The 26700-nt window shown below is 74.2% G+C and carries 22 protein-coding genes and 2 riboswitches; of the genes, 10 read left to right on the top strand and 12 right to left on the bottom strand.

The annotated features are described in order from the left end of the window. Window positions 1-4 precede the first annotated feature (4 nt). Window positions 5-949 carry a shikimate dehydrogenase gene (locus ACLFMI_RS09530; RefSeq protein WP_410947397.1) on the top strand — a complete coding sequence of 315 codons (945 nt, stop codon included), beginning with the start codon at window positions 5-7 and terminating at the stop codon, window positions 947-949. Then, entirely contained in the window at window positions 939-2879 is a 1941-nt protein-coding gene (locus ACLFMI_RS09525) for a sugar phosphate isomerase/epimerase and 4-hydroxyphenylpyruvate domain-containing protein (protein ID WP_410947396.1), read from the top strand. Before ACLFMI_RS09530 ends, ACLFMI_RS09525 begins: the two co-directional genes overlap by 11 nt. A gap of 10 nt (window positions 2880-2889) precedes the next feature. On the opposite strand, the gene ACLFMI_RS09520 is transcribed toward ACLFMI_RS09525, so the two are convergent. Further along, window positions 2890-4272, bottom strand: coding sequence for a chloride channel protein (locus ACLFMI_RS09520; RefSeq protein ID WP_410947395.1), 1383 nt, complete (start codon window positions 4270-4272; stop codon window positions 2890-2892). Window positions 4273-4344: 72 nt separating this feature from the next. Then, window positions 4345-7236, bottom strand: a complete 2892-nt coding sequence (gene gcvP / locus ACLFMI_RS09515) for an aminomethyl-transferring glycine dehydrogenase (RefSeq protein WP_410947394.1) — start codon at window positions 7234-7236, stop codon at window positions 4345-4347. A 35-nt stretch (window positions 7237-7271) separates the two neighbouring features. Next, a riboswitch (glycine riboswitch) is annotated at window positions 7272-7386 on the bottom strand. Then, a riboswitch (glycine riboswitch) is annotated at window positions 7387-7483 on the bottom strand. It lies immediately after the preceding riboswitch. Window positions 7484-7565: 82 nt separating this feature from the next. Between gcvP and ACLFMI_RS09510 the strand changes: the two genes are divergently transcribed. Then, window positions 7566-7862 carry a YiaA/YiaB family inner membrane protein gene (locus tag ACLFMI_RS09510; protein WP_410947393.1) on the top strand — a complete coding sequence of 99 codons (297 nt, stop codon included), beginning with the start codon at window positions 7566-7568 and terminating at the stop codon, window positions 7860-7862. A gap of 34 nt (window positions 7863-7896) precedes the next feature. Here the strand turns inward: ACLFMI_RS09510 and ACLFMI_RS09505 are convergent, their stop codons facing one another. The 5 genes from ACLFMI_RS09505 to ACLFMI_RS09485 form a co-directional block, all read right to left on the bottom strand. Further along, entirely contained in the window at window positions 7897-8520 is a 624-nt protein-coding gene (locus ACLFMI_RS09505) for a MerR family transcriptional regulator (protein WP_410947545.1), read from the bottom strand. A 200-nt stretch (window positions 8521-8720) separates the two neighbouring features. Then, window positions 8721-9197 (bottom strand): bifunctional nuclease family protein, encoded by a 477-nt coding sequence (locus tag ACLFMI_RS09500; protein ID WP_410947392.1) that lies wholly within the window; start codon window positions 9195-9197, stop codon window positions 8721-8723. A 271-nt stretch (window positions 9198-9468) separates the two neighbouring features. Beyond that, window positions 9469-9921, bottom strand: coding sequence for a glycogen accumulation regulator GarA (gene garA, locus ACLFMI_RS09495; RefSeq protein ID WP_410947391.1), 453 nt, complete (start codon window positions 9919-9921; stop codon window positions 9469-9471). A 163-nt stretch (window positions 9922-10084) separates the two neighbouring features. Further along, window positions 10085-10477 carry a glycine cleavage system protein GcvH gene (gcvH, locus tag ACLFMI_RS09490; RefSeq protein ID WP_410947390.1) on the bottom strand — a complete coding sequence of 131 codons (393 nt, stop codon included), beginning with the start codon at window positions 10475-10477 and terminating at the stop codon, window positions 10085-10087. Between the two features lie 9 nt (window positions 10478-10486). Next, window positions 10487-11215: a CDP-alcohol phosphatidyltransferase family protein gene (locus ACLFMI_RS09485; protein WP_410947389.1), complete on the bottom strand. Its 729-nt coding sequence runs from the start codon at window positions 11213-11215 to the stop codon at window positions 10487-10489. An 80-nt stretch (window positions 11216-11295) separates the two neighbouring features. On the opposite strand from ACLFMI_RS09485, the gene ACLFMI_RS09480 reads away from it, so the two are divergent. The 4 genes from ACLFMI_RS09480 (at window position 11296) to ACLFMI_RS09465 (ending at window position 15265) form a co-directional block, all read left to right on the top strand. Next, window positions 11296-11832 (top strand): OsmC family protein, encoded by a 537-nt coding sequence (locus ACLFMI_RS09480; RefSeq protein ID WP_410947388.1) that lies wholly within the window; start codon window positions 11296-11298, stop codon window positions 11830-11832. Between the two features lie 387 nt (window positions 11833-12219). Next, window positions 12220-13110, top strand: a complete 891-nt coding sequence (locus tag ACLFMI_RS09475; RefSeq protein WP_410947387.1) for an MEDS domain-containing protein — start codon at window positions 12220-12222, stop codon at window positions 13108-13110. 47 nt (window positions 13111-13157) lie between these two features. Then, complete coding sequence (locus ACLFMI_RS09470; protein ID WP_410947386.1) at window positions 13158-14108, top strand: ATP-binding protein; 951 nt, start codon at window positions 13158-13160, stop codon at window positions 14106-14108. A gap of 251 nt (window positions 14109-14359) precedes the next feature. Then, a complete protein-coding gene (locus ACLFMI_RS09465; protein ID WP_410947385.1) occupies window positions 14360-15265 on the top strand; it encodes an AfsR/SARP family transcriptional regulator in 906 nt (301 codons plus the stop codon). A gap of 97 nt (window positions 15266-15362) precedes the next feature. Here ACLFMI_RS09465 and ACLFMI_RS09460 read toward each other — a convergent pair whose 3' ends face one another. Together ACLFMI_RS09460 and fgd are read right to left on the bottom strand one after the other, a co-directional pair. Beyond that, complete coding sequence (locus ACLFMI_RS09460; RefSeq protein WP_410947384.1) at window positions 15363-16151, bottom strand: enoyl-CoA hydratase/isomerase family protein; 789 nt, start codon at window positions 16149-16151, stop codon at window positions 15363-15365. Continuing rightward, window positions 16148-17152, bottom strand: coding sequence for a glucose-6-phosphate dehydrogenase (coenzyme-F420) (gene fgd, locus ACLFMI_RS09455; protein WP_410947383.1), 1005 nt, complete (start codon window positions 17150-17152; stop codon window positions 16148-16150). Before fgd ends, ACLFMI_RS09460 begins: the two co-directional genes overlap by 4 nt. Before the next feature lie 314 nt (window positions 17153-17466). Between fgd and recQ the strand changes: the two genes are divergently transcribed. The 3 genes from recQ to ACLFMI_RS09440 all read left to right on the top strand — a co-directional run bounded on the left by recQ (window position 17467) and on the right by ACLFMI_RS09440 (window position 21030). Continuing rightward, window positions 17467-19275 carry a DNA helicase RecQ gene (gene recQ / locus ACLFMI_RS09450; RefSeq protein ID WP_410947544.1) on the top strand — a complete coding sequence of 603 codons (1809 nt, stop codon included), beginning with the start codon at window positions 17467-17469 and terminating at the stop codon, window positions 19273-19275. A gap of 70 nt (window positions 19276-19345) precedes the next feature. Then, a complete protein-coding gene (locus ACLFMI_RS09445; RefSeq protein ID WP_410947382.1) occupies window positions 19346-19927 on the top strand; it encodes a DinB family protein in 582 nt (193 codons plus the stop codon). A 98-nt stretch (window positions 19928-20025) separates the two neighbouring features. Continuing rightward, window positions 20026-21030: a fatty acid desaturase family protein gene (locus ACLFMI_RS09440; protein WP_410947381.1), complete on the top strand. Its 1005-nt coding sequence runs from the start codon at window positions 20026-20028 to the stop codon at window positions 21028-21030. 33 nt (window positions 21031-21063) lie between these two features. Here ACLFMI_RS09440 and ACLFMI_RS09435 read toward each other — a convergent pair whose 3' ends face one another. The 3 genes from ACLFMI_RS09435 to ACLFMI_RS09425 all read right to left on the bottom strand — a co-directional run bounded on the left by ACLFMI_RS09435 (window position 21064) and on the right by ACLFMI_RS09425 (window position 26691). After that, window positions 21064-23319, bottom strand: coding sequence for a HelD family protein (locus ACLFMI_RS09435; protein ID WP_410947543.1), 2256 nt, complete (start codon window positions 23317-23319; stop codon window positions 21064-21066). 268 nt (window positions 23320-23587) lie between these two features. Then, window positions 23588-25960 carry a glycoside hydrolase family 65 protein gene (locus ACLFMI_RS09430; protein WP_410947380.1) on the bottom strand — a complete coding sequence of 791 codons (2373 nt, stop codon included), beginning with the start codon at window positions 25958-25960 and terminating at the stop codon, window positions 23588-23590. After that, on the bottom strand, window positions 25957-26691 hold the full coding sequence (locus tag ACLFMI_RS09425; protein WP_410947379.1) for a beta-phosphoglucomutase family hydrolase: 735 nt from the start codon (window positions 26689-26691) through the stop codon (window positions 25957-25959). The genes ACLFMI_RS09430 and ACLFMI_RS09425 overlap by 4 nt, the downstream gene beginning before the upstream one ends. Window positions 26692-26700: the final 9 nt, after the last annotated feature.

Genomic DNA, 26700 nt, shown 5'->3' with positions numbered 1-26700 from the left:
GCCCGTGCAGCGCAGCCAGACCCCGGCCGTCGTCCGCGAGCCGGTCGACCGGGAGGACGTCCCGCCCGGCACCGTCCGGACCGGGCTGATCGGCGCGGGCATCGGCCCGTCGTTCTCCCCTGCCCTGCACGAGCGCGAGGCCCACGCGCTCGGTCTCCCGCTGCGCTACCGGCGCTGGGACACCGACCGGCTCGGCGCCGAGCCCGGCGACGTCGGCGAGCTCCTCGGCGCTGCCCGCACCCGCGGCTACGCCGGGCTGAACATCACGCACCCGTGCAAGCAGCTCGTCCTCGGCCACCTCGACCGGCTCTCCCCGGACGCCGCCGCGATCGGCGCCGTCAACACCGTGGTGATCGGCGAGGACGGCGGTCTGACCGGCCACAACACCGACTGGACCGGGTTCCGGGACGGCCTGGCGGACGGCCTGGCCGGGACGGCGCCGGGCCGGGTGGTGCTGCTCGGCGCCGGCGGTGCGGGCGCCGCGGCCGGGTACGCGCTGGCCCGGTGCGGGGTGCGCGAGCTCGACGTCGTCGACATCGACCCCGCCCGGGCGGCCGCCCTCGCGGCGTCGCTGCGGCCGCACGCCGGGGCCGGCACCCGGATCGACGGTCACGCCCGCACCGCGCTCGCGGGCCTGCTCCCCCGCGCCGACGGGCTGGTGCACGCCACCCCGGTCGGGATGGCCGAACACCCGGGCCTGCCCTGCGACGCCGGGCTGCTCGCCGACCTGCCCTGGGTCGCCGAGATCGTCTACCGGCCGCTGGACACCGCGCTGCTGCGCGCGGCCCGGGAGGCCGGGTGCCGCACCGTGGACGGCGGCCGGATGGCCGTGCACCAGGCCGCCGAGGCGTTCCGGCTGTTCACCGGGCGGACCCCGGACCCGGACCGGATGCTGGCCCATCTGGCCGAGCTGATCGCCACCGAGCAGGAGGACGGCCGTGTCGCCTGAGCCGGCCCCCCGGCTGTCCGTCGCCACGGTCTGCCTGTCCGGCACACTGGAGGACAAGCTCGATGCGGCGGCCACCGCCGGCTTCGACGGCGTCGAGATCTTCGCCCCGGACCTGATCGCCGACCCGCTGTCCCCCGCCGAGATCGGCGACCGCTGCCGCGCTCTCGGGCTCTCGGTGGACCTCTACCAGCCGCTGCGCGACGTCGACTCGACGGACCCGGACCGGTTCGCGGCCAACCTGCGCCGCGCCGAGGCCGGCTTCGACGTCATGGCCGGGCTCGGCGCCGACACCGTCCTGATGTGTTCCTCGGTCGCCCCGGACGCCGTCGCCGACACCGACCGGCTCGCCGAGCAGCTGCACGCCCTCGCCGGGCGCGCCGGGGAGCGCGGGATCCGGATCGCCTACGAGGCGCTGGCCTGGGGCCGGCACGTGGACACCTGGGACGCCTCGTGGGATGCGGTACGCACCGCCGACCATCCCGCCCTCGGGCTGTGCCTGGACTCGTTCCACGTGCTCGCTCGCGGCTCCGACCCGGGGCCGATCGCCGACGTCCCGGGCGACAAGCTGTTCTTCGTCCAGCTCGCCGACGCCCGCGAGCTGTCGATGGACGTGCTGTCCTGGAGCCGCCACCACCGGCTGTTCCCCGGGCAGGGCGGCTTCGACCTGCCGGGGTTCCTCGCGCCCGTCCTGGCGGCGGGCTACAGCGGCCCGCTGTCGCTCGAGGTGTTCAACGACGTGTTCCGCCAGGCCGACCCGCTCCGCACCGCCGTCGACGCCCGTCGCTCGCTGCTCGCGCTCGCCGAGGCCACCGCGCTGCCCGTCGCCCCGCTCGGAACCGCCGGCACGGTGCACGGGAACACGGCCACGCCGCCCGCGCGCACCGCTCCGGCGGGGACCCGCCGCGGTGTCGGCACCGATCCGGTGGCCGTCCCGCCGCCGGAGCTCGCCGGGCCGGCGTTCGTCGAGCTGCACGGGGGTCCGGAGCTCGGACCGGTGCTGCGCGGCCTCGGCTTCAGCCGCACCGGCGTGCACCGCACCAAGCAGGTCGAGCGGTACGAGCAGGGCGGCACCCGGCTGCTGGTCAACGCGGCCGGCGACGGGCCCACCGCGGTCGCCGCGATCGGTGTCGAGTCGGCCGACCCGGGCGCCTCGGCCCGGCGCGCCTCCCGGCTGTGCGCACCGCCGCTGCCGCGGACCACCGGGCCCGGCGAGGCCGACCTCGCCGAGATCCCCGCCCCGGACGGCACCTCGATGTTCTTCTGCCGGACCGCCGACGACGGCGGCGCCCCGGTCTGGTCGCACGACTTCGTCGCCGTCGACGAGCCGCCCGTCCCCGGCGCCGGGATCACCGGGATCGACCACGTCGGGCTCACCCAGCCCTACGACGCGTTCGACGAGGCGGTGCTGTTCCACCGGTCCGTGCTCGGCCTGGACACGATCGCCGACGGCCAGTTCGCCGCCCCGTTCGGGCTGGTCCGCAGCCGCGCCCTGGCCGACGGTGCCCGCCGCGTCCGGCTCGCGCTGACCGTGTCGCTCCTGCGCCGCGGCGAGTGGAGCCCGGCCGTCGCGGACCCGCAGTACGTCGCACTGGCCACCGACGACGTCCTCGCCACCGCGGCCGCCGCGCGCGCCGCCGGCGTCCCGCTGCTGCCGATACCGGCCAACTACCACGACGACCTCGCCGCCCGGCTGGAACTGCCCGCCGCGACGATGGCCAGGTACCGGGAGTTCGGCGTGCTGCACGAACGCGACGCCGACGGTGACCTGCTGCAGGTCTGCACCGAGCTGCTCGGCGGACGGCTGTTCCTGGCCCTGGTCCAGCGCACCGGAACCCACGACGGCCACGGCTGGGCCGACGCCCCGGTCCGGATGGCCGCACACCGCCGCTCCCGGCTCGCCCACCAGCACCGTCGCGTCGTGGAGCCGTGATGCGTGTGGGTCAGGTGGCCTGCTCGGCGTCCGGCCGGGCGGCGAGCCGGGCGGAGTAGATCGAGTAGCCGTCCAGCCACCGGGCCGTCGCGGTGGCCAGGAACGTCGCGGCCACCAGCGGGACCATGATCCCGAACCCGGTGTGGGTGAGCTCCAGGACCATGAGCAGCCCGGCCAGCGGCGCCTGCATCCCGGCCCCGATCAACGCGGCCGCGCCGACCAGGGCGTAGGCGCCGACCGGCGCGCCTGGCCACAGCAGCGACCAGGCCGTGCCCAGGAACGCACCGAGCACCGCACCGGTGCTCAGCACCGGGGTGAACAGCCCGCCGGACGCGCCGCTGCCCAGGCACAGCGCCGTCACCAGCGGTTTCAGCAGCGCGAGCGCGCCGAACAGCAGCAGTGCCCCGGTCCCGGCGAACGCCTGCTCGGCCATGTCGGCGCCGTTGCCGTAGAGCTGCGGGAACGCCAGCCCCAGCACGGCCAGCACCCCGAACGCGACGAGCGGTGCGAGGATCCGCCACCAGCTCCGGGACGGCTGGGACCAGGACACCAGCCCGACCAGCCGGACGAACGCCGTCGCCGCGACGCCGAGCAGCGGCCCGGCCAGCAGCGCCCAGACCAGCAGCGGCGCGGACAGCTCGAACGCGGGCAGGTCCGGGTAGATCGGCAGCGGTGGCAGGTACACCCACGCGACGAGCGTGGCGACGCCCGAGCAGGCCAGCGCGGGCAGCACCACCGGCAGCCGCAGCGTCCCGACCAGCACCTCCGCGGTGAACAGTGCCCCGGCCAGCGGGACGTTGTAGACGCACGCCAGCCCGGCCCCGGCACCGCAGGCGACCAGCAGCCGCCGTTGCTCGGTGCTCAGCCCGCCCCACCCGGCGAGCACGCTGCCGCACACCCCGCCCATCAGCTTCGGCGCGGCCTCCCGGCCGAGCGAGGCCCCGAGCCCGACCACGATCTCGGAGAGCACCGAGGTCCCGGCACTGCGCCGGACGCCGAGCCGGGCGTCCCCGGTCCAGATCGCATCGTCGACGTCGGTGCGGCCGGGCACGTGGCTGCGCAGCAGGTACCAGCCGAGCCCCGCGACGACGCCCGCGACCAGCAACGGCAGCACCCGCCCCAGCGCGTCGGTGCGCTCGACGGCGGCCTGGAAGTCCTCCGCCGCACCGGGACCGTAGGCCAGCTCCGCGACCGCGAACAGCAACGCCATCAGCAGCGACCCGAGGACCCCGGCCCCGGCGCCGGTCGCCACCAGCAGCAGCCAGAACCGGGCGGTGAGCGGGACGTCCTCGTCCCCGGTGACGTTCGGCTGGTCCATGGCCCCGCGCTTGGACCCGATCCGGGTACGCAACAGCGGGGGCGGGACACGGCGGCGCTCGCTCTCCCGTGGCACGCCGCCATGATCCCCCGCCCGGGCAGCCCCACCGGACCCGGTGGGGGGAGATCCGGTGGGGCGGGCGGTGGATCAGGCGAACGCCTCCGGCGGCGGGCAGGAGCAGACCAGGTTCCGGTCGCCGTGCGCGCCGTCGATCCGGCGCACCGGCGGCCACACCTTGCGGTCGTGCACCCCGGGCACCGCCCCGGTCGGGTAGGCCGCCAGCTCCCGCGGGTACGGGTGCTCCCACTTGTCGTCGGCCAGGCAGGCGGCCGTGTGCGGGGCGTTGCGCAGCGGGTTGTCGTCCGCGGGCCACTCCCCGGCCGCGACCCGGTCGATCTCCCGGCGGATCGCGATCATCGCCTGCACGAAGCGCTCGATCTCCGGCAGGTCCTCGGACTCGGTCGGCTCCACCATCAACGTCCCGGCCACCGGGAACGACATGGTCGGCGCGTGGATGCCGTGGTCGATCAGCCGCTTGGCGACGTCGTCGACGGTCACCCCGGTGTCCTTGGTGATCTTCCGCAGGTCGAGGATGCACTCGTGGGCGACCGACCCGTCGGCGCCCGAGTAGAGCACCGGGAAGTGCTCGCCCAGCCGCCGCGCGACGTAGTTCGCCGCCGCGACCGCGGTGAGGGTGGCGCGGCGCATCCCGTCCACGCCCATCATCCGGATGTACGCCCAGGAGATCGGCAGCACGCCCGGCGAGCCGTACGGGGCCGCGGACACCGGCCCCACCCCGCCCTCGCCGCGTGGGGTCCGGCCGGGCAGGAACGGCGCCAGGTGCTCGGCCACCGCGACCGGCCCGACGCCGGGCCCGCCGCCGCCGTGCGGGATGCAGAACGTCTTGTGCAGGTTCAGGTGGCTGACGTCGCCGCCGAACACCCCCGGCCGGGCCACCCCGACCAGCGCGTTCAGGTTCGCGCCGTCCACGTAGACCTGCCCGCCTGCGTCGTGCACGGCGCCGCAGACCTCCCGCACCTGCGCCTCGTAGACGCCGTGCGTGGACGGGTAGGTGATCATCAGTGCGGCCAGCCGGGAGCCGCGCTCGGCGATCTTCGCGCGCAGGTCGTCGAGGTCGACGTTGCCACGAGGGTCGGTGCCGACCACGACCACCCGCATCCCGGCCATGATCGCCGAGGCGGCGTTGGTGCCGTGTGCGGACGCCGGGATCAGGCAGACGTCGCGCTCGTCCTCGCCCCGGGAGCGGTGGTAGGCGGCGATCGCCAGCAGGCCGGACAGCTCGCCCTGGCTGCCCGCGTTCGGCTGCAGCGACACCGCGTGGTAACCGGTCAGCTCGGCCAGCCAGCGCTCCAGCTGGTCGATCAGCTCCCGGGAGCCTGCGGTGTCGGACTCCGGCGCGAACGGGTGCAGGTCGGCGAACTGCGGCCAGGTCACCGCCTCCATCTCGGCGGCGGCGTTGAGCTTCATCGTGCAGGAGCCGAGCGGGATCATCGCGCGGTCCAGCGCCAGGTCGGCGTCGGCGAGCCGGCGCAGCCAGCGCATCAGCGCGGTCTCCGACCGGTACTCGTGGAACATCGGGTGGCTCAGGTACCCGCTGGTCCGTCCGAGTGACGACGGCAGGGCGTCACCGGTCGCGGAGTCCAGCTCCGCGACGTCGGGCGCGTCCACCCCGAACGCCGCCCACACCGCCTGCAGGTGCGCCACGGTGGTGATCTCCGAGGTCGACACGCCGACCTCGTCGTCGGAGATCCGGCGCAGCGCGATCCCGGCGTCGTGCGCGGCGGAGACGACGGCGTCGGCCCGGCCGGGCACGCGCAGCGCGAGCGTGTCGAAGAAGTGCTCGTGCACGACCTGCACGCCGCCGGCCCGCAGCCCGGCGGCCAGCACCGCCGCCATCCGGTGCGTGCGCCGCGCGATCCCGTGCAGGCCCTCCGGACCGTGGTGCACCGCGTAGCACGCGGCCATCACGGCCAGCAGCACCTGCGCGGTGCAGATGTTGGAGGTCGCCTTCTCCCGGCGGATGTGCTGCTCGCGGGTCTGTAGCGCCAGCCGCAGCGCGTAGTTGCCGTCGGCGTCCCGGGAGACCCCGACCAGCCGGCCCGGGAGCTGGCGGGCGTGCCGCTGCCCGACGGACAGGTACGCGGCGTGCGGGCCGCCGAAGCCGAGCGGTACGCCGAACCGCTGGGTGGACCCGACCGCGGCGTCCGCGCCGAACTCACCGGGCGGGGTGAGCAGCGTCAGCGCCAGCAGGTCGGCGGCCACGGCGACCAGGGCACCGCGCTCGTGCGCGTCCGCGATCAGCGACGACGGGTCGGCGATCCGGCCCGAGGCGCCCGGGTAGGACAGCAGCACCCCGAAGAACTCGCCGTCCGGGAGCCCGCCGGAGAGGTCGGTGACCACGAGCTCGATGCCCAGCGGCTCGGCCCGGGTGCGCAGCACGTCCAGGGTCTGCGGCAGCGTGTCGGCGTCGACGACGAACCGGGGGCTCTTCGAGCGCCCGGACCGGCGCAGCAGGGTCATCGCCTCGCCGGCCGCGGTGGCCTCGTCGAGCAGCGACGCGCCGGCGACGTCCAGCCCGGTCAGGTCGGCCACCATCGTCTGGAAGGCCAGCAACGCCTCCAGCCGTCCCTGGCTGATCTCCGGCTGGTAGGGCGTGTACGCGGTGTACCAGGCCGGGTTCTCCAGCACGTTGCGCCGGATCACCGACGGCGTGCGGGTGCCGTGGTAGCCGAGTCCGATCATCGGGACGGTGACGGTGTTCCGCTCCGACAGCGACCGCAGCTCGTCGAGCATCTCGGCCTCACCGACCGGGGCCGGCAGCGTGGAGTCGACCGGCTCGGCGTCGCGGATGCTGTCCGGCAACGCGCGGGCGGCGAGCGTCTCGAGGGAGTCGATGCCGAGCGCGTCGAGCATGCTCGCCAGCTCGTCCGGGCGTGGGCCGACGTGCCGGTCGGCGAACGGCACCCCAGTCTCCAGCTCGGAGAGGGTGGGTCGGGCGTCCTGCGGGGTCGGGCTCATGGCGCCTCCAGGGCAGGGCGGGGTGGGCGGTCAGGCCCCTCCCCTCTGTCCGTGCCCGCACCCGGGCGCCTGAGAGATTCACCCGAGGCTTCAGGCTTTCCCCGTCGGCGGACGGACTCCCCGTGGTGGTCCGTCGCTTTCCAGAGGCGTCTGCGCCGCACGGTCCTGGGTGCCTGAGAGGTTCCGGGAAGGGATTTGCTCCTTCGGCGCCCGGCCGTTGTCACCGGGACTCTCCCGTGCGGAATCAACGACTACCGGGGACAGGGTACCGGTCGAGCTGCGTAGTTCCACGGCACGCGGGCCGAAATCCGCCCGCCAGACTTCCGGTCATGTCGAACAACAGCAGCACCACGACGCCGGCCACCACCGCCGCGTTCCACATGCAGGCGGTCCTGTCCTTCGGCGTGTCGCTGGCCGCCGTCGTCATCGGGACGGTCTACCTCCCGGTCGACGGGTGGGTGAAGGCGTTCCTGGCGATCGCCGTCCTGTACGCGATCACCTCGGCGTTCACCCTGGCCAAGTGCGTCCGGGACAAGCAGGAGAGCCTGACCGTGGTCAACCGGGTCGACCAGGCCAGGATGGAGAAGCTCCTCGCCGAGCACGACCCGTTCCGCGCCGCCGCGTGACGTGCGGGTCCGGGACGACGCCCGGCGGCGTCGGTCAGGAGATGGCGCGCCGGGCGCGGCGGCGGGAGAGCTCGTCCTCGGGGGCGTCCTCGACGGTGCCGCCGTCGGCGCGCTCGGCGGGGAAGTCCTTGATCACACCGCTGATCTCGCGCATCGCGCCGGAGACGGCGATCCCGAACACGCCCTGGCCGCCCTGCAGCAGGTCCACGACCTCCTCCGGGGAGGTGCACTCGTACACCGTGGTGCCGTCCGAGAACAGGGTGATACCGGCCAGGTCCCGGATCCCGCGGCGCCGCAGGTGCTCGACGGCGATCCGGATGTTCTGCAGCGACACCCCGGCGTCCAGCAGCCGCTTCACGATCTTCAGGACGAGCATGTCCTTGAAGGAGTACAGCCGCTGGCTGCCGCTCCCGGCGGCGTTCCGGATCGACGGTGCGACGAGCCCGGTCCGGGCCCAGTAGTCCAGCTGCCGGTAGGTGATCCCGACGACCTGGCAGGCGGTGGGGCCGCGGAAGCCGACCAGGGCGTCCGCCACCCCCTCCAGCCCATCACCGACGAGCGGATCCGGGAACAGCTCTCCCTGTCCCGGCCCCTCGGGTGGTGTCTGCACCGCGCGGTCTCCCTCGCCTCGGCCGAACCGCCTCGTCCCGCGCGGCATACCACGCCGGTGGAACTCCACGGCTGTCATCAGTGGAGACGACGGTATGCCTGCCCGGCGGGCCGGTCAACGCGGCTCGCCGACCCCGACGTACCGGACGGCGCCCAACCCCGCACCCGGGACACGCGTGATCGCGCCGAACGGCCTCTGACGTCGCCGGGCGGCGGGAACGCGCGCCGGGCGCGTGGGTGGCTGACGGGTCAGCCCGGCTGGGCCCCGCGGAAGTCCTCCGGCGAGACGGAGTCGAGGAACTCGCGGAACTTCTCGACCTCGTCCTCCTGCTCGTCCGGGATGACCAGGCCGGCCTCGGCCAGCACGCTCTCGTCGGCGTGCACCGGCACCCCGGTCCGCAGCGCGAGTGCGATCGAGTCGCTCGGCCGCGCGGACACCGTCACGCCGCCGTCGAAGATCAGCTCGGCGTAGAAGGTGCCCTCCTGCAGGTCGGTCACCCGCACCTGCTCGAGACGCCGGCCCAGTGCCCCGATCACGTCCTTCAGGAGGTCGTGGGTCAGCGGGCGGGCCGGCTTCACACCCTGCTGCTCCAACGCGATCGCGGTGGCCTCCACCGACCCGATCCAGATCGGGAGGTAGCGGTCGCCGCTGGTCTCGCGGAGCAACAGGATCGGCTGGTTCGCCGGGAGTTCGACCCGGACGCCCACGACGCGCATCTCGCTCATCAGCCCGCCTCCCCGGCCCTGTCGGGCCTGTCGGCCGGCACGGGCGGGGCCACTCGAGCCTCGCTCCCGGCCGTCCTGATCGCCTTGCTCGCCCTGGTCTGGGTGGTCACGCTCGCTCCCGCCACCGACACGTTCCGACGCTACACGGGAGGCGGCCCACACGCCCGCCTCCGGACGGGGAGTGACCGCGTCCGTTCGACGATCGTCACACCGCCGTCTCCGGCGGCGTGTCGGCTCGACAAGTGGGCGCGGAGCTCCCCGGCCGCCCTGGTCAGCCCGGGACGCCGGGCTCGCGCGGCCCGGTCAGGAAGACCAGCCGGAACTTGCCGATCTGCACCTCGTCGCCGTTGGCCAGCACCGCGGTGTCCACCGGCTCGCGGTTGACGTAGGTGCCGTTCAGGCTGCCCACGTCGACCACCACGAACTCGCCGGCATCCCGGCGGAACTCCGCGTGCCGCCGGGAGACGGTGACGTCGTCGAGGAAGATGTCGCTGTCCGGGTGCCGGCCCGCGCTGGTGGTCGGCACGTCCAGCAGGAAGCGCGAGCCGGCGTTCGGACCACGCCGGACGACCAGCAGGGCCGACCCGGCGGGCAGCCCGTCGACGCCGGACACCTGCGGGTCCTGGGCGGGCTGCTCGACGTCGGCGAGGAAGTCCGCCCGGAAGACCGAGGTGGTCTCCGGTGCGCGCTCCGGGGGCACGTCGCGCGGGTCGTTCGTGGTCACCTCGAGGTCTCCTCCTGTCGGACGCGGCCCCGGACGGCGTCCGGGCGGTGAGGGTTCGTGGGCCGGTGTCGCGGTACCGGGGAGATGAAACTACCCGGAGGGACGGCCCGGCGATACGGAGGGCACCGCCGGTCCCGGCGCGGTGCGACGGGCGGTCCGGGGGTCAGGAGCCGTCGGCCAACTGGCGGTAGGCCTCGGCGTCGAGCAGGCCGTCGAGGGCGGCGCCGTCGGCCAGCTTGATCCCGACGATCCAACCCTCCTCGTACGGCGCCGAATTGATCAGCTCGGGGTTGGCCTCGAGCGCCTCGTTCACCGCGACGACCTCGCCGGCGACCGGGGCGTAGATGTCCGAGACCGACTTGGTCGACTCGACCTCGCCCATCGCGTCCCCCACGCCGACGGTGTCGCCGACCGTCGGGAGTTGGACGAACACCACGTCCCCGAGCTGGGACTGGGCATGGTCGGTGATGCCGATCCGCACCACCCCGTCCCCGGTCTCGCGCACCCACTCGTGCGCTTCGGTGTAGATCAGGTCCGACGGAATCTCCGAGCTCACGCGGCGAGCCTAGTACCCCTCGCGCGGATGATCGGAAGGGGTCCACGCCGGGGCGGCCGGACCGGTCGGACGACGCATCGCGCGGCCGAACTGGGCCAGGTAGAGCAGCCCGCTCCACAGGTAGAGCGCCACCCCCCAGACGGCGAACGCGTGCGCGATCACTCGCACCACCGCCTCGCCGGTCGCGGGCCCGTCGCCGAGCAGCAGCAGCGGGAACGCGTAGAGCAGGACGAAGGTCGCGGCCTTGCCGAGGTAGGCGACCTCGAACGGGCCGTAGCCGCGGCGGCGCAGGACGAAGACGCAGATCGCCAGGACGACGTCACGGCCGACCAGAACGGCCACCACCCACCACGGCACGATCTCCCGGAACGCCAGCCCGACCAGCGCGGCCAGGATGTAGAGCCGGTCCACCGCCGGGTCGAGCATCTCGCCGAACCGGCTGTACTGGTTCAGCACCCGGGCGAGCTTGCCGTCCAGCCAGTCGGTGAACCCGCCGATCGCCAGCACCGTTACGGCCCAGGCATCGGCCTCCGGCCCGAGCATCAGCCAGAGGAACAGCGGCACTCCGAGCAGCCGCAGCATGCTCAGCGCGTTCGGCACCGTGAGCACCCGGTCGTCGCCGGTGGGCGGGCCCGCGACGTCCCGGGCGGCGTCCCGCACCGTGTCGCGCACGGTGTCCTTCGCGTCCCGGACGGTCTCCCGGGCCGCACTCCCGGTGCCGCGGACGGGCCTCGTCACGTCCTCGCCGCCGCCCACCCGGGCAGCCTAACCCGGCGCCCGGGGTGTGCTCGACGCCGTCGCGGGGTGAGGATGGGGCCGTGACCGACACGAACACAGCGACCGACACGAACACAGCCGCACTGCGGGACAAGCAGGCCCCGCTCAAGCAGCAGTACTCCGACGACCCGGAGTCGGCCGTCGTCACCTTGAAGGCGGACGGCGAGCTGGACGGTTCCGGCGTCGCGTGCAAGGTGAGCACCGGGCAGGCCATGGCAGAGGCCGGCCTGCACCCGGCCACCGGCGGCGACGGCACCCAGCTGTGCTCGGGCGACATGCTCCTCGAGGCACTCGTCGCCTGCGCCGGGGTGACCCTTCGGGCCGTCGCCACCTCGCTGGAGCTGCCGGTCTCGGGCAGCGTCCGGGCCGAGGGCGACCTCGACTTCCGCGGCACGCTCGGTGTCGCCAAGGACGCCCCGGTCGGGTTCCGCGACATCCGCCTGACCTTCGACCTGGACACCGGTGACGCCGAGCAGGACAAGATCGACACCTTGATCAAGCTGACCGAGCGCTACTGCGTCGTGCTCCAGACGATCCAGGGCAGCGCCGCGACGTCGGTGGCGGTCACCACCCGCTGAACCACCCGCACCATCCGGCACGAGACCGCGCACATTCGCACGGGGTTTCGTCGTTCACACGGGATCGGATCCCGGGTGAACGCAGGGAACCCGTGCGGATGACGCGACTTGGTCATCAGTCGTCGCCCGCCCGGCTCGCCCGTCGAGTCGGCTCCGCCGGATCTCGCTACCGACCGTCCGGCCCTGGTCACCCTGCGCCGAACGGCGTGCACCTCTCGCCCCGATAGCCCGACCCCCGCCGGTGGCGGGCCGCTCGTCGCGTGTCACGGTCGGTTCGGCGCCCGGTCGGCGTCCGGGTGTCGGGAACGATGTTGGGACGTCCGTACGGTGGTCGGCGACCAGGCAGTCGACCCAGCAGGCCCGCGCGGCCGCCGCGGCAGGTGACACGTGACCAAGCAGGCGGGCGAGATCTCGCCCGGCGACCACGTGTGCGCGATCCCGGACAGCACCGAGCACCTCGGGGAGCTCGCCTCCGACTTCGTGGCCCGCGGGCTGACCGGTGGCTCGAAGATCCTCTACTTCGACGACGACGGCGCGGCGGACCGGCTGCTCCGCCGGCTCGACGAGGACGGCGTCGACGTCGAGGAGCCGTTGCGCCGCAACCAGCTCGAGATCCGCCCGCCGGAGGCCACCCGGCAGACCTTCGCGCTCTCGCTGCGCGAGATCCACGCCGGGGTCAGCGGCGAGGTGGAGCGCTCGGTGCAGGACGGCTGGGCCGGCATGCGGCTGACCGGTCAGATGCACGGCACCCTGGCGCCGGGCGCGTCGGCCACGCTGCCCGAGTACGACGGCCTGCTCGCCCGGCTGATCCGGGAGAACCGGCAGACCCTCAGCGCACTGTGCACCTACGACCAGGCACACTTCCCGGCCGAGCAGATCGAGATCATGAAGGCCCTGCACCGGGACCACATCCGGCCCGCCCGCGCCTACGACGACGGCCTGCTGCGGATCGTGCGCCTCGACGCGGCGCACGCGCGGCTCGCAGGCGAGGTCGACCACAGCAACCGACCCAAGATCACGTCACTGCTGTACGCGGCGCTGGACGCCGCGCTGCGCTCCCCAGAGGGGTCCACCGACATCGGGCTGGACATGGCCTCGGTCCGGTTCGTCGACGTCGCCACCGCCACCGCGCTGGTGCACGCGGCCGAGGGGTTCCCGGCCACGCACCGCCTGGTGCTGCACCGCGTCCGGCCCCGGGTGCAGCGGATCCTGGACCGCTGCGGCGCCGCGTTCTCCCCCCAGCTGATCTTCGACGACCGCCCGCCCGGGTCCGGCTGAGGGCCCTCTCCCCCACCCGGTTCCCTCCCGCCCGATGGAGCCCGCCGATGCAGATCAACGCCGCGCCGCGTCGCGGGTTCGCACACGCCCTGGTGCATGCCGACGACGCCGACGAGCTCGTCACCCGGACCATGCCGTTCGTCGCGGCCGCGGCCGAGGACGCCGGCGCGCGGGTCGCGCTGGCGGTCTCCGAGCCGGCGGCGGAGCTGTTCCGGGCCGAGCAGGGCGGGATCGGCGCCGGGGCGGGCACGCTCACCACGCTCACCCGCGCGGCCCGCGGGTCCGGCCAGACGGTCGCCGCCTGGCGGGCGCGGGAGCTGCGCGCGCTGTGCTCGTCCGGGCGGCCGGTGGTCGTGGTCACCGAGCACGACCCCGAGCTCGACGGCGACGACGGCGGGTTCTGGATCGAGCTCGAAGCAGCCCTCAACATCTCGCTGGACGGGCTCCCGATCACCCAGATCTGCGCCTACCCGCGGATCCCGCTGCACGGCGCGATCGCGGACGCCGCGCTGGCCAACCACCCGCTGCGGGTGCGCGGGCAGGAGATGCTGCCCAATCCCGAGCACCGCCCGCCCGCCGAGGTGCTCGCCCGGATGGCGATCGCCCCGCCGCACCTGCTCGGCCCGCCGGATCTGCAGCTGAGCTACAACACCTTCGAGCTGTCCCGGGTCCGGGACGCCGTGGAGGAGGCCGCGCAGGCGTCCCGGCTGGACCGGGTCCGCGTCGAGGACATGGTGCAGGCGGTGAACGAGGTCGCCACCAACGCCGTCGAGCACGGTTCGCCGGAGGCCGGCCTGGCCGTGTGGACCGGGTCCGGCGAGCTGGTCTGCGAGGTGCACGACACCGGAGCGATCACGCTCCCGCTGATCGGGCTCGCGCCGCCACACCCGTCGCAGTCGCGCGGGCGCGGGACCTGGATCGCCCGGCAGCTCTGCGACAGCCTGCACGTCTGGCGGGCCGGGGACGGCACGCACGTGCGGCTGCTCGCCCACGCCTGACCCGCTTCACCGGGATCTCACACCCGTTCCGGTCCGGAACCGACCCGCATCTGACGCTGCGAGCCCGGCTCGGCTATCCTCGACCCCGGACACCGCACGGAGACGCTGCTCGCCGTCCGTGCCGGTGCGGTTTCGTCGTGCCCCACTCCGCGTCCCGCGGCCTCCCGCCCGGGTGGCGCGCCGGGTCGGCGCCGGACCGTCAGCGGGCCCGTACGCACGCCAGGACCGAACTATCGACCCGGGGAAACGGCATGTCCGACGATCACTGTCGATCCAGCGCATCCAGCTCGACCAGCGGTGAGTCGCCCACCCACCCTGCACCACCCGTCCCGCACGTCCGGGTGCTCGGTGCCTTCAGCCTGCGCACCGGCGACCAGCCGGTCCCGCTGCCGGTGGACTCCCGGCGCCTGGTCGCCTACCTGGCCGTGCACCCCCGGCCGCAGCCGACCGCGGCCCTGGCCGCCGACCTGTGGCCCGGCGTCGACCCGGCCCCGGCCGCCCGGCTGCTCGACGAGGCCGTCGCCGGCGTCGACGTGCCCGGCCTGCTCGCCGCCGACGACCTCGGCCGGCTGCACCTCGACGACGCGGTGACCGTGGACCTGGCCGAGGCGATGCTGCTGGTCCGCGGGCTCTCCGCGGGCAGCACCGACAGCGTGCTGGTCACCGTCCGCGAGATCGGCTGCCCGGAGACCCGGCTGCTCGAGGCGGACGTCCTGCCGTCCTGGACCGCACCGTGGATCGCGGTCGAGCGCGAGCGGTTCCGGCAGCTGCGGCTCTCCGCGATGGAGGGGCTCTCGGCCACCCTGACCGCCGCCGACCGGCACGACGACGCCGTCGCCGTCGCCCGCCGCGCCGTCAGCGGCGCGCCGAGCCGGGAGCGGTCCCGCCGGGCGCTGGTCGAGGCGCTGCTCGCGGGCGGGCACGTCGCGGACGCGCTGGCCGAGCACGAGGAGTTCCAGCGCCTGCTGCGCAACAGCGTCGGCGCGACCGCGGACTCCGAGCTCGACCGGCTGCTCGCCCCGCTGGACTCCGGCTGGCCGCTCGGCCCGGGCCTGCACCGCCCGGTCCAGCGCTGGGGCGTCGGGATGCCCGGGTCGCGTGCCGGGCACCGCCCCGGCCGCCGCCTCGCCGCCGGCGCCCCCGCCAGCGGCCGCTGACCCTCACCCCACCTCGCGTTGTGGAGCCCTCACGCGAGACCCGTACCCGTCCCGTCGCGTCGAGGCTCCGCAACGCGGGGTTGGGTGTGGGTCGGGGTCAGTGGAAGTGGGGGCGGCGCTTCTCGCCGAAGGCGGCCAGGCCTTCGACGCCCTCGGGACCGGCGGCGCAGGTCGCGATCGAGTCGGCCTCGGCGTCGAGCTGGGAATCCAGCTTCGACTCCCAGGTCCGGCCGAGCAGGCCGCGGATCCGGCCCAGCGCCGCGGTCGGGCCCTGGGCCAGCCGGTCCGCGAGCGCTCCGGCCGCGTCGGCGACGGCGTCGTCGTCCACCACCTCGGTCAGCAGGCCCAGCTCGGCGAGCGTGCCGGCGTCGAGCACCTCGTCGGTGAGCAGGATCCGCCTGGCCCGCGCGGCCCCGACCAGGCGCGGGAGCATCCAGGTCATGCCGCCGTCCGGGGAGAACCCGATGCCCGGGTAGGCGGGCCGCATCCGGGTCGAGCTCCCGCCGACGGCGAGGTCGCAGGCCAGCGCCACGCTCATCCCCGCGCCGGCCGCCCAGCCGCGCACCGCGGCGACGGTCGGCACCGGGCTGTTCACCAGCGGGCGCTGCAACCCGTGGAAGATCTCGGCGACCTCGTGCACGAACGCGCCACGGTCCTGTGCCGCGGCGAAGTCCCGGACGTTGCCACCGGTGCAGAAGTTCTCGCCGTCGCCGTGCACGAGCACCGCACCGACGCCGTCGGGGTCGGCCGGGTCCTGCCCGGCCAGCGCCGTGAGCGCCCCGGTGACCTCCCGCATCAGCTCGCCGTCCAGCGCGCCGTGCCGTCCGGTGGAGATCCGGCAGCGCAGGACCCGGCCGTCCCGCTCGACCGCGCTCACCGCCGTCATCCCAGCTTCCGCAGCTCGGGAAGCACGTCCTCGGAGAACTGGGTGAGGAACCGCTTCTGGTCGTTGCCGGGCCCGTGCACCACCAGGTGGTTCAGCCCGGCGTCGAGGTAGGGCCGGATCTGCTCGACCGCCTCACCCGGGTCGGACGCGACGATCCAGCGCTTCGTGATCTGCTCGATCGGCAGCTCGTCGGCCAGGCGCTCCATCTCCTGCGACGAGTCCACCGAGTTCTTCTGCTCGGCGCTGAGCGAGAGCGGCGCCCAGAACCGGCAGTTCTCCCGTGCCGCCTCCGGGTCGCGGTCGTAGCTGATCTTGATCTCGATCATCTTGTCGATCCCGCCGGCGTCCCGGTCCTCCTTGGCCGCCCCCTCCTCGACGCCTGGGAGGAGCTTGTCGGTGTAGAGCTCCATCCCCTTGCCGGAGGTGCAGATGAAGCCGTCGCCGTGGCGGCCGGCGTAGCGGGCGACCATCGGGCCGCCGGCCGCGATGTAGACCGGCACCGGACGCTCCGGCTTGTCGTAGATCGTCGCGTCGACCAGCGTGTAGTAGTCGCCCTCGACGCTCACCGAGTCCTCGGTCCACAGCGAGCGCATCAGCCGGACCGACTCGCGGAGCCGGGCGAACCGCTCCTTGAACTCCGGCCACTCCCGCCCGGAGACGGCGACCTCGTTCAGCGCCTCACCGGTGCCGGCGCCCAGGGCGATCCGATCCCCGGTGAGCAGGGCCATCGTCGCGAACGTCTGGGCCAGCACCGCCGGGTTGTAGCGGAACGTCGGCGTGAGCACCGACGTGCCGATCTGCACCCGGTTCGTCCGCTCCCCCACCGCCGCCATCCACGGCAACGCCGCGGGGGCGTGTCCCCCGGTGTGCCGCCAGGGCAGGAAGTGGTCCGAGGCCCAGACGCTGTCCAGGCCCACCTCCTCGGCGAGTACCGCGTACTCGACGAGGTCGCGCGGGCCGAACTGCTCGGCCGACGCCTTGTATCCGATCTTGAGATCCACGAGAGGTTCCTTACCGCGTGCCGGGCGCGCGTACGGGGCGGCGCGCCGAGGTCCTCCTGTGTTGCTACACCTCTACGGGCTCGCGCGCAGCCCCGCCCGCACACCGGTCCCGGTCCGCGGGATCCCGGCGGGGCCGGACGTGGGCGACTCGTACGATCGACCCCGTGGCCGACCCGGACGAGATCCCGCTCCCGCCCGAGCCGGACGACGACCACGGCGCCGAACCGCCGCCCGAGGATCTCCCCGACCCCTCCGAGGCCGCCCCGCCGCCGTCGTTCCGCAGCTCGGACCCGCCGAACCCGGATCCGCACAGCGTGCTGCGCCGGGTCTTCGGCTACGACGGGTTCCGCGGCGACCAGCAGGCGGTCGTCGAGCACGTCACCGGCGGCGGTGACGCGCTGGTGCTGATGCCGACCGGTGGCGGGAAGTCGCTGTGCTACCAGGTCCCGGCGCTCGCCCGGTCCGGCACCGGTGTCGTGATCTCCCCGCTGATCGCGCTGATGCAGGACCAGGTCGACGCGCTGCAGGCGCTCGGCGTGCGCGCCGGGTTCCTCAACTCAACCCAGGACGGCGACGAGCGGCGGCTCACCGAGCAGCGGTTCCTGGCCGGCGAGCTGGACCTGCTCTACCTGGCCCCGGAACGACTGCGGGTGGAGTCCTGCCTCCGGCTGCTCGAACGCGGCACGATCGCGCTGTTCGCGATCGACGAGGCGCACTGCGTCGCGCAGTGGGGCCACGACTTCCGGCCGGACTACCTGCTGCTCTCCGAGCTGCACCCGCGCTGGCCGGACGTGCCGCGGATCGCGCTGACCGCCACCGCCACCGACGCCACCCGCACCGAGATCGCCGAGCGGCTGCAGCTGACCGAGGCGAAGCACTTCGTCGCCAGCTTCGACCGGCCGAACATCCAGTACCGGATCGCGCCCAAGAACGAACCGCGCCGCCAGCTGCTGGATCTGCTGCGCTCCGAGCACCCCGGGGACGCCGGGATCGTCTACTGCCTGTCCCGCAAGTCGGTGGAGCAGACGGCCGAGTTCCTCAGCGGCCAGGGGATCACCGCGCTGCCCTACCACGCGGGCCTGGACGCCTCGCTGCGCCGCCGCAACCAGGCCCGCTTCCTGCGCGAGGACGGGATCGTGATGGTCGCGACGATCGCGTTCGGGATGGGCATCGACAAGCCCGACGTGCGGTTCGTCGCGCACCTGGACCTGCCGAAGTCGGTCGAGGGTTACTACCAGGAGACCGGCCGCGCCGGCCGGGACGGCGAGCCGTCGACGGCCTGGCTGGCCTACGGCCTGGCCGACGTCGTCCAGCAGCGAAAGATGATCGACGACTCGGAGGGCGACGCCGCGCACAAGCGCCGGCTCGCGATGCACCTGGACGCGATGCTCGCGCTCTGCGAGACCACCGAGTGCCGCCGGGCGCAGCTGCTGCGGTACTTCGGGCAGGAGCTCGGCAAGCCCGCCTGCGGCAACTGCGACACCTGCCTGGCGCCGGTGTCGTCCTGGGACGGGACGGTGGCCGCGCAGAAGGTGCTCTCCACCGTCTGGCGGCTCAAGAACGAGCGCCGGCAGAGCTTCGGCGCGGTGCACGTGATCGACATCCTGCTCGGCAAGCGGACCCCGAAGGTCGAGCAGTTCTCGCACGACGAGCTGTCCGTGTTCGGCGTCGGCTCCGACCTGACCGAGCCGCAGTGGCGCAGCGTGATCCGCCAGCTGGTCGCGCGCCGGCTGCTGGCCGTCGGCGGCGCGCACTCGACGCTGGTGTTCACCGACGAGTCCCCGGCCGTGATGCGCGGCGAGCAGCCGCTGACCCTGCGCACCGAGCCGGAGCGCGCCGCCCGCGGCTCCCGGTCGCGGTCCGGCTCCAAGGCGCCCGTGGCCGAGCTGTCCGCGGACGCGGCCCCGGTGTTCGAACGGCTGCGGGCCTGGCGCGCCGCCGCCGCGAAGGAACAGGGCGTGCCCGCCTACGTGATCTTCCACGACGCGACGCTGCGCGAGATCGCGGCCCGCTCGCCGGGCGACCGGGCCGCGCTGGGCACCATCTCCGGGATCGGCGAGGGCAAGCTCGCCCGCTACGGCGACGACGTGCTCGCCGTCGTGCACGAGGGCGCCGAGGGGTGACCCGGCCGCTGATCGGGTGCCCCGGCGTCGCGGACCGTGGTCGTCCGCATCGGCTCGTAGCCTGCCCGGCATGACGCGACCTGGCACCACGATGGACTGGAACCTCGAGCTCCGCGAGCAGCTCACCTTCCACTGGGAGCGCCACCTGCGCCCCCGCATGGAGGGCCTCACCGACGACGAGTACTTCTGGGAACCGGTCGAGGGCACCTGGAGCGTGCGGCCCCGGGGCTCCTCGGCCACCCCGCCCGGGGCGGGCGGCGGGGACCTGGTGATCGACTTCGCCTTTCCCGAGCCCGACCCGCCGCCGGTCACGACGATCGCCTGGCGGCTCGGGCACCTGATCGTCGGGGTGTTCCGGATGCGGGTGCACAGCCACTTCGGCGGCCCGGCGACCGACTACTTCACGCACCACTACGCCGGCACCGCCGCCGGGGCGCTGGCCCAGCTGGACGACGGCTACCGCCGCTGGGTGGACGGCGTCGCCGGGCTCGGCACGGTGGGTCTGTCCCGGCCGTGCGGCCCCGCCGAGGGCCCCTACGCCGAGGCGCCGCTGGCGACGCTGGTGCTGCACATCCACCGCGAGATCCTCCACCACGGCGCCGAGATCGCGCTGCTGCGGGACCTGTACCGTGCCGGTGCGGCCAGGGCGTGACCGCGGTCGTACCCGGTACGGCACTGGTGCAGGCCCCCGGTTGTGGCCGGGTGCTCGTCGGCTTCCCGGCCGTCCGGCGTCGGGCCAGCATCGGCACCATGACCACCTCCGTCAGCCGCAACGACTTCGCGGACCTCGCCCGGCGCGTCTCGGACGCCGGCCTGACCGATCGCCGGCCCGGCTACTACGTGCTGCGGTTCGCCCTGGTGGCCGCGGGCTACCTCGGTGCGTGGTGCGGGGTGGTCGCACTCGGCGACTCCTGGTGGCAGATCGCGGTCGCCGCGTTCCTGGCCGTCGTGTCCGGGCAGGTGGCCCTGCTCGCGCACGACGTCGCGCACCGCCAGGTGTTCCGTGGCCGCCGCGCATCCATGATCGCCGGACGGATCCTGGGCAACCTCGGCATCGGCATGTCCTACAGCTGGTGGATGGACAAGCACACCCGGCACCACGCGAACCCGAACCACGCCGAGCGGGATCCGGACGTCGAGCCGGAACTGCTGGTGTGGTCGCCCGATCAGGCCCGTGCCAGCAGCGGCCTGACGCGGTGGTTCGGCCGGTACCAGGCGTGGCTGTTCTTCCCGGCGCTGCTGCTGGAGGGCTTCTACCTGCACTACGCCGGGTTCCGCGCCTGCCTGGACCGCGACACCCGCGGGCGGGGCACCGAGGCGACACTGCTGATCGCCCACGTGCTGCTCTACGTGGCGCTGGTGTTCGGCGTGCTGCCGTTCGGCAAGGCCGTGGTGTTCGTGCTGGCCCACCAGATGCTGTGGGGCCTCTACATGGGCGCCACGTTCGCCCCGAACCACAAGGGGATGCCGATGCGCAGCGGCGACGAGCCGGAGGACTTCCTCCGCCGCCAGGTGCTGACCTCGCGCAACATCTCCGGCGGCCGGCTGGTCGACATCGCCTACGGCGGGCTGAACCACCAGATCGAGCACCACCTGTTCCCGGCCATGCCCTCGGCGAACCTGCGCCGCGCCCAACCGATCGTGGCCGCCTACTGCGCCGAGATCGACGTCCCGTACCTGCGCACCGGTCTGGTCGACTCCTACGTCCGGACGGTGCGCTCGCTGCACGAGGCCGGGGCGCCGCTGCGCGGCTGACCCACCCGTTCCGCGGCGGCCCGCCCGGCCGGGCTACTGCCGGCCGATCCGCTTCAGCACCGGCGGCAGCTCGCCCGAGTGCAGCACCCCGAGCCGCCGGGTGGCCCGGGTCAGCGCGACGTAGAGGTCGCCCTGCCCACGCGGCGACTCGTCGAGCATCTCCTGCGGCTCGACGACCAGCACGGCGTCGAACTCGAGCCCCTTCGCCGCCGTCACCGGCAGCACCACCACCCGCTCGTCGAGGTCCTCGCGGTCGGCGTCGGTGCCGACCAGGCCGGCCCCGGCGAGCGCGGCCCGCAGCTCCTCGACCCGGGCGGACGGCGTGAGCACCGCGGTCCGGCCGTCGCCGACGGCATCGCGCTCGCCGGCGACCCGCTCGGCCAGTACCCGGTCCCGGTCCCGGCCGGTGGGCAGTGCCGCCGCCCAGGGCGGCACCCCGGTCGAGCGCACCGACGACGGCGGCTGCAGCGACGGGTCGATCTCGGCGAGCACGTCGTCGGCGACGTCGGCGATCTCGGCGGGCGTCCGGTAGTTCACGGTCAGCTGCTCCAGCCGCCAGCGGCGGGCCACGAACGGCGAGAGCACCTCGTCCCAGGAACCCGCGCCACCCCGGTCACCGGTCTGCGCGATGTCCCCGACCAGGGTCATGGACCGGGCGGGCGCCCGGCGCATCACCATCCGCCAGGCCATCGCGGACAGCTCCTGCGCCTCGTCGACGATCACGTGGCCGTAGGTCCACTCCCGGTCCGCGGCGGCGCGCTCGGCCGTGGAGTCGTAGCGCTGCACCTGCATCCGCTCGGCCAGCCGGTCGGCGTCGATGATGTCGGTCGCGCGCAGCAGCTCCGGGTCGAGGTCCTCCTCCAGGTCCAGCACGTCCAGCACGCCCTGGGCGTACTCGACCTCCTCGCGCAGCGCGGCCGCCTCGGCGGCGGCCTGCGCGGCGCCGTCGTCGCCGAGCAGCTCGGCGGCCTCGTCCAGCAGGGCCACGTCGGCCGCGGTCCATCGCAGGCCGTAGGGGGTCTCGGCGTCCGGGGCGGGGCGCTCCAGCAGCACGCGCTCCGCCGCGGGGATCCGGCGGGCGACCTGGTTGAGCCGCTTGCGGTCGGCGAACAGGTCGGTGAGCAGCTGCTCCGCCGACAGCGTCGGCCAGAACTCCTCGAGGTGCTTCTGGATCTCCGGCGACGACGACAGCTCGTCCCGGATGTCGTCGACGTCGCGGCGGTCCAGCAGCTCGGCGCCGACCCGGCGCGCGACCTGCTCGGCCAGCAGCCGCAGCAACTCCTTCCGGAAGACCCGGCGGGCCTCGTTGTGCGGCTTGCGGGAGCGCCGGGCGCGGGTCCGGGCCTGGGCGACCGTGTCCCGGTCCAGCACCACGAGCTGCTGCTCGACCTCCAGCTCGATCGGCTTGCGCGGCACCTGCTGGCGGTCCCGCACCGCCGCCGTGACGACCGGAGCCATCTCCGCGCGCCCCTTGAGCTCCGCGGTCGCCGGGTCCTCCGCGCGCCGGGCGTCCAGCCCGGGGTAGAGCTGCGCGGCCGTGCCGAGCACCACCGAGGTCTCCCCCAGCGACGGCAGCACCTGCCCGATGTAGCGCAGGAACGTCGGGTTCGGCCCGACGACGAGCACGCCGCGCCGGGCGAGCCGGTCCCGGTGGGTGTAGAGCAGGTACGCGGCGCGGTGCAGGGCGACCGCGGTCTTGCCGGTACCGGGACCGCCCTGCACCACCAGCACCCCGGACGGCTTGGACCGGATGATCCGGTCCTGCTCGCCCTGGATGGTCGCGACGATGTCGCCCATCCGCCCGGTCCGTGCCTCGGACACCGCGGCCAGCAGCGCGGCCTCGCTGGTCAGCCCGGAGCCGGCGCGGGCCTTCTCGTCGTCGTCCATCTCGGCGAGGTTGAGCGGCTCGTCGTCGATCGCGACGACCTCGCGCAGCCGGGTCCGCAGGTGCCGGCGCCGGCGCATCCCCTCCGGGTTCGCCGCGGTCGCGGTGTAGAACGGGCGCGCCGCCGGGGCGCGCCAGTCCATCAGCAGCGGCTCGTACTCGTTCTGCTCGTCGAGCAGCCCGATCCGGCCGACGTAGCGGGTCTCCCCGCTGTCGGTGTCGAGGCGGCCGAACGCGAGACCGTGCTCGGCGGCGCGCAGGGCGGCCAGCCGGTCGGTGAGCAGCGCGGCGGCCGCGTCACGCTGGGTCAGCGCCTGCGGGGTACCGACCGTCTCGTCACGCAGGGTGTCGGCCAGCCGCTTCGCGGTGTCCCGGCGGCGATCCTCGAGCTGCTCGTAGAGCATGCCCACATAGGACTTCTCGCGGGCGAGCTCACGGTCGGCGGCGGAGGCGGTACCGGCCTCGGAGCCGGACGGGGCGGGTTCGGGCACGGCGCGGGCTTCCTCCACCGAGGGGGCGAACACGTACGCACCGTCTGACGGCGCGACGCTCCAACCTACCAGCGCGCGCCCCCTCGCGTTCTGGAGCCGTACGGCCGCTCAGCAGCGGGTCGCGGCAGCAGGACGGCTCCACGACGCGGGTGTGGGAGGTGGGGTGGGGCCGGGTGCAGGGTCAGCCGCGGGGGCGGGGGGCGCGGCCGGGCGGTTGCTCCACGGGCTCCACCCAGGTCGGTGTGGGCAGCGGGACCGTGACCGGCTCCTCGCCGAGCGCGACCGGCTCGTCGTGGTGCCGAAACCGCATCGGCGCGCCGTCGAGCAGCTGGTACTCGACCTCGTCGGGGGTGATCTGCACCCGGATCCGGCGGCCCTGCCACTTCAGCCCGAACGCCACCCGGGACAGCGACGCCGGCAGCGCAGGCGCGAACGACAGGCCGTCGGCCTCGCTGCGCATCCCGCCGAAGCCGAGCACGACCGCGGTCCAGGTGCCCGCCATCGAGGCGACGTGCATCCCGTGGTCGGTGTTGCCGGCCAGGTCCTGCAGGTCCACCAGCGCGGCCTCGGCCAGGTACTGGTAGGCCAGGTCCAGGTGCCCGGTGCGCGCCGCGATCACCGACTGGGTGCACGCCGACAGCGACGAGTCCCGCACGGTGATGCCCTCGTAGTAGGCGAAGTTGCGGCGCCGCTGCTCCTCGGTGAACGCGTCCGGGAAGAACTGCATCGCCAGCACCAGGTCGGCCTGCTTGATCACCTGCTTGCGGTACAGGTCGAAGTACGGGAAGTTCAGCAGCAGCGGGTACCGCTCGGCCGGGGTGCCCTCGAAGTTCCACCGCTGGTGGTCGGTGAAGCCCTCGGACTGCGGGTGCACGCCGAGCCGCTCGTCGAACGGGATCAGCGTCGCGCTCGCCGCGTCCCGCCAGGAGGCGATCTCCTCCGAGTCCACACCCAGCCGGGCCGCCGAGCGCGGGTGCTTGGCCGCGACCTCGGCCGCGTAGCGCAGGTTCCGCTGCGCCATCAGGTTGGTGTAGACGTTGTTGTCGGCGATCGCCGAGTACTCGTCCGGGCCGGTCACGCCGTCGATCCGGAAGTTGCCGGACGAGTCGTGGTGGCCCAGCGAGCGCCACAGCCGGGCCGTGGCGACCAGCAGCTCCAGGCCGACCTCCAGCTCGAACTGGGTGTCGCCGGTGGCCAGCACGTGCCGCCGCACCGCGTCGGCGATGTCGGCGTTGATGTGGAACGCCGCGGTGCCGGCCGGCCAGTAGCCCGAGCACTCGTGCCCGCCGATGGTGCGCCACGGGAACGCCGCGCCCTCCAGGCCGAGGGTCTCGGCCCGCTCGAAGGCCTGCGGCAGGATCGAGCGCCGCCAGCGCAGTGCGTCCGCGGCCGCGTCCGGCGCGATGAACGACAGCGCCTGCAGGCAGAACGTCTCGGTGTCCCAGAAGGTGTGCCCGTCGTAGCCGTCGCCGGTCAGCCCCTTCGCGCCGATGCAGCGGCGCTCGGCCCGGGCCCCGGCCTGCAGCACGTGGAAGGTGGCGAGCCGGACCGCCTGCTGGAGCTCGGCGTCGCCGTCGATCTCGACGTCGGCGGTGGCCCAGAAGTCGTCCAGGTACTCGCGCTGCTCGCGCACGAGGCCGTCCCAGCCGGTGTAGCGGGCGGCCGCGATCGCCGCCCGGACCTGGTCGTAGACCGCGGGCAGGCTGCGCCGCGACGACCAGCCGTAGGACAGGTACTTGACCACCCGCAGCGTCTCGCCCGGCTTGACCTTGGCGATGATCGTGGTGCGGGCCAGGTCCTCGTTGGCGTCGGTGCTGACCTCGATCCCCTCGGGGCCGCTGACCTCGTGCTCCATCGCCGCCCCGGCGCGCAGCCCCGACTGGCGGGTCCGGTGCACCAGGGTGGCGCCGGCGTCCCCGGCGCGGGACTGCTCGGGTTCGAGGACGTTGTCCAGCGCGGTGTCCAGCCGCGGGTCGCCGCCGTCGCGGCCGGGCAGCTGCTCGTTCGCGACGAGCTCGGACTGCAGCACCAGCAGCGCGCCCTCGCCGTTGTCGTCGTCACCGGCGTGCACGACCTCGACCTCGTAGGAGATCGCCGCGACCGCACGCTGGGTCAGCGACACCAGCCGGGTGGAGCGCACCTTCACCGCGCGCCCGGCCGGGGACTCCCACTCGACCTCGCGGTGCAGCGTGCCCGCCCGCATGTCCAGCACCCGCTCGTGCCGGGAGAGCGCGCCGTACCGCAGGTCGAACGGCTCGTCGTCGACCAGCAGCCGGAGCAGCTTCCCGTTGGTGACGTTGACGATCGTCTGCCCGGACTCGGGGTAGCCGTAACCGGCCTCGGCGTAGGGCAGCGGGCGCACCTCGTAGAACGAGTTGAGGTAGGTCCCCGGCAGCGCGTGCGGCTCCCCCTCGTCGAGGTTGCCGCGCAGGCCGACGTGCCCGTTGGACAGGGCGAACACCGACTCGGTCTGGCCCATCGCGCCGAGGTCGAGGCGCGGCTCGCGGATCACCCACGGCTCGACGGTGAAGGTGGGCAGGTGCTCGGGCTTCACGAACGCTCCAGCAGGTCGGCGAGATCGGTGACGACGACGGTCGCGCCGTGCGCGCGCAACGCGTCGGCCTGGTCCAGTCGGTCGACGCCGACGACGGCGCCGAACTCCCCGGCGTGCCCGGCCGCCACGCCGGCCAGCGCGTCCTCGAACACCACCGCGGCCGCGCGGTCCACGCCGAGGTCCGCCACGGCGGCCAGGAAGGTGTCCGGCGCGGGCTTGCCGGGCAGCCCGCGCTCCCGGGCGACGGCGCCGTCCACCCGGTGGTCGATGAAGGTCTCCAGCCCGGTGGCCCGCAGGATCTGCCCGGCGTTCGCGGACGACGAGACCACCGCGGTCCCCAGGCCGGCGTCCCGGACCGCCTGCAGGTACCGGCGGGAGCCGGGGTAGACGTCCACGCCGTCGGTGCGGATGCGCACCTGCACCAGCTCGTTCTTGCGGGTGGACAGGCCCCACAGGGTCGGGGCGTCCGCCGGGTCGTCCGGGTCGCCCTCGGGCAGCTCGATCCCGCGGGCGGCGAGGAAGCTGCGGGTACCCTCCAGCCGGGGCTTGCCGTCGACGTAGGGGCCGTAGTCGGCCTGCACGTCGAACGGGGTGAACGCGTCCCCGTCCCGGGAGCGCAGGAACTCGTCGAACATCTGCTTCCAGGCCGCGGCGTGCACGCTCGCGGTGTCGGTCAGCACACCGTCGAGGTCGAACAGGCAGGCGCGTGTGCCCTCGGGGAGCCCCAGCATGGCGCGCAC

The sequence above is a fragment of the Pseudonocardia nantongensis genome, from assembly GCF_046546495.1.
In the GTDB taxonomy this organism is placed as follows: domain Bacteria; phylum Actinomycetota; class Actinomycetes; order Mycobacteriales; family Pseudonocardiaceae; genus Pseudonocardia; species Pseudonocardia nantongensis.
The sequence above is the reverse complement of the archived record's forward strand: the minus strand, read 5'-3'. Positions and strand labels throughout refer to the sequence as shown.

Coding starts and splice junctions, on each gene's coding strand:
- gcvP (WP_410947394.1), bottom strand. CDS start 7,236: ATGAGCCCGACCCCGCAGGACGCCCGACCCACCCTCTCCGAGCTGGAG.
- ACLFMI_RS09510 (WP_410947393.1), top strand. CDS start 7,566: ATGTCGAACAACAGCAGCACCACGACGCCGGCCACCACCGCCGCGTTC.
- ACLFMI_RS09505 (WP_410947545.1), bottom strand. CDS start 8,520: ATGCCGCGCGGGACGAGGCGGTTCGGCCGAGGCGAGGGAGACCGCGCG.
- ACLFMI_RS09500 (WP_410947392.1), bottom strand. CDS start 9,197: ATGAGCGAGATGCGCGTCGTGGGCGTCCGGGTCGAACTCCCGGCGAAC.
- ACLFMI_RS09470 (WP_410947386.1), top strand. CDS start 13,158: ATGCAGATCAACGCCGCGCCGCGTCGCGGGTTCGCACACGCCCTGGTG.
- ACLFMI_RS09465 (WP_410947385.1), top strand. CDS start 14,360: ATGTCCGACGATCACTGTCGATCCAGCGCATCCAGCTCGACCAGCGGT.
- ACLFMI_RS09460 (WP_410947384.1), bottom strand. CDS start 16,151: ATGACGGCGGTGAGCGCGGTCGAGCGGGACGGCCGGGTCCTGCGCTGC.
- ACLFMI_RS09445 (WP_410947382.1), top strand. CDS start 19,346: ATGACGCGACCTGGCACCACGATGGACTGGAACCTCGAGCTCCGCGAG.
- ACLFMI_RS09440 (WP_410947381.1), top strand. CDS start 20,026: ATGACCACCTCCGTCAGCCGCAACGACTTCGCGGACCTCGCCCGGCGC.
- ACLFMI_RS09435 (WP_410947543.1), bottom strand. CDS start 23,319: ATGCTCTACGAGCAGCTCGAGGATCGCCGCCGGGACACCGCGAAGCGG.
- ACLFMI_RS09425 (WP_410947379.1), bottom strand. CDS start 26,691: ATGCTGGGGCTCCCCGAGGGCACACGCGCCTGCCTGTTCGACCTCGAC.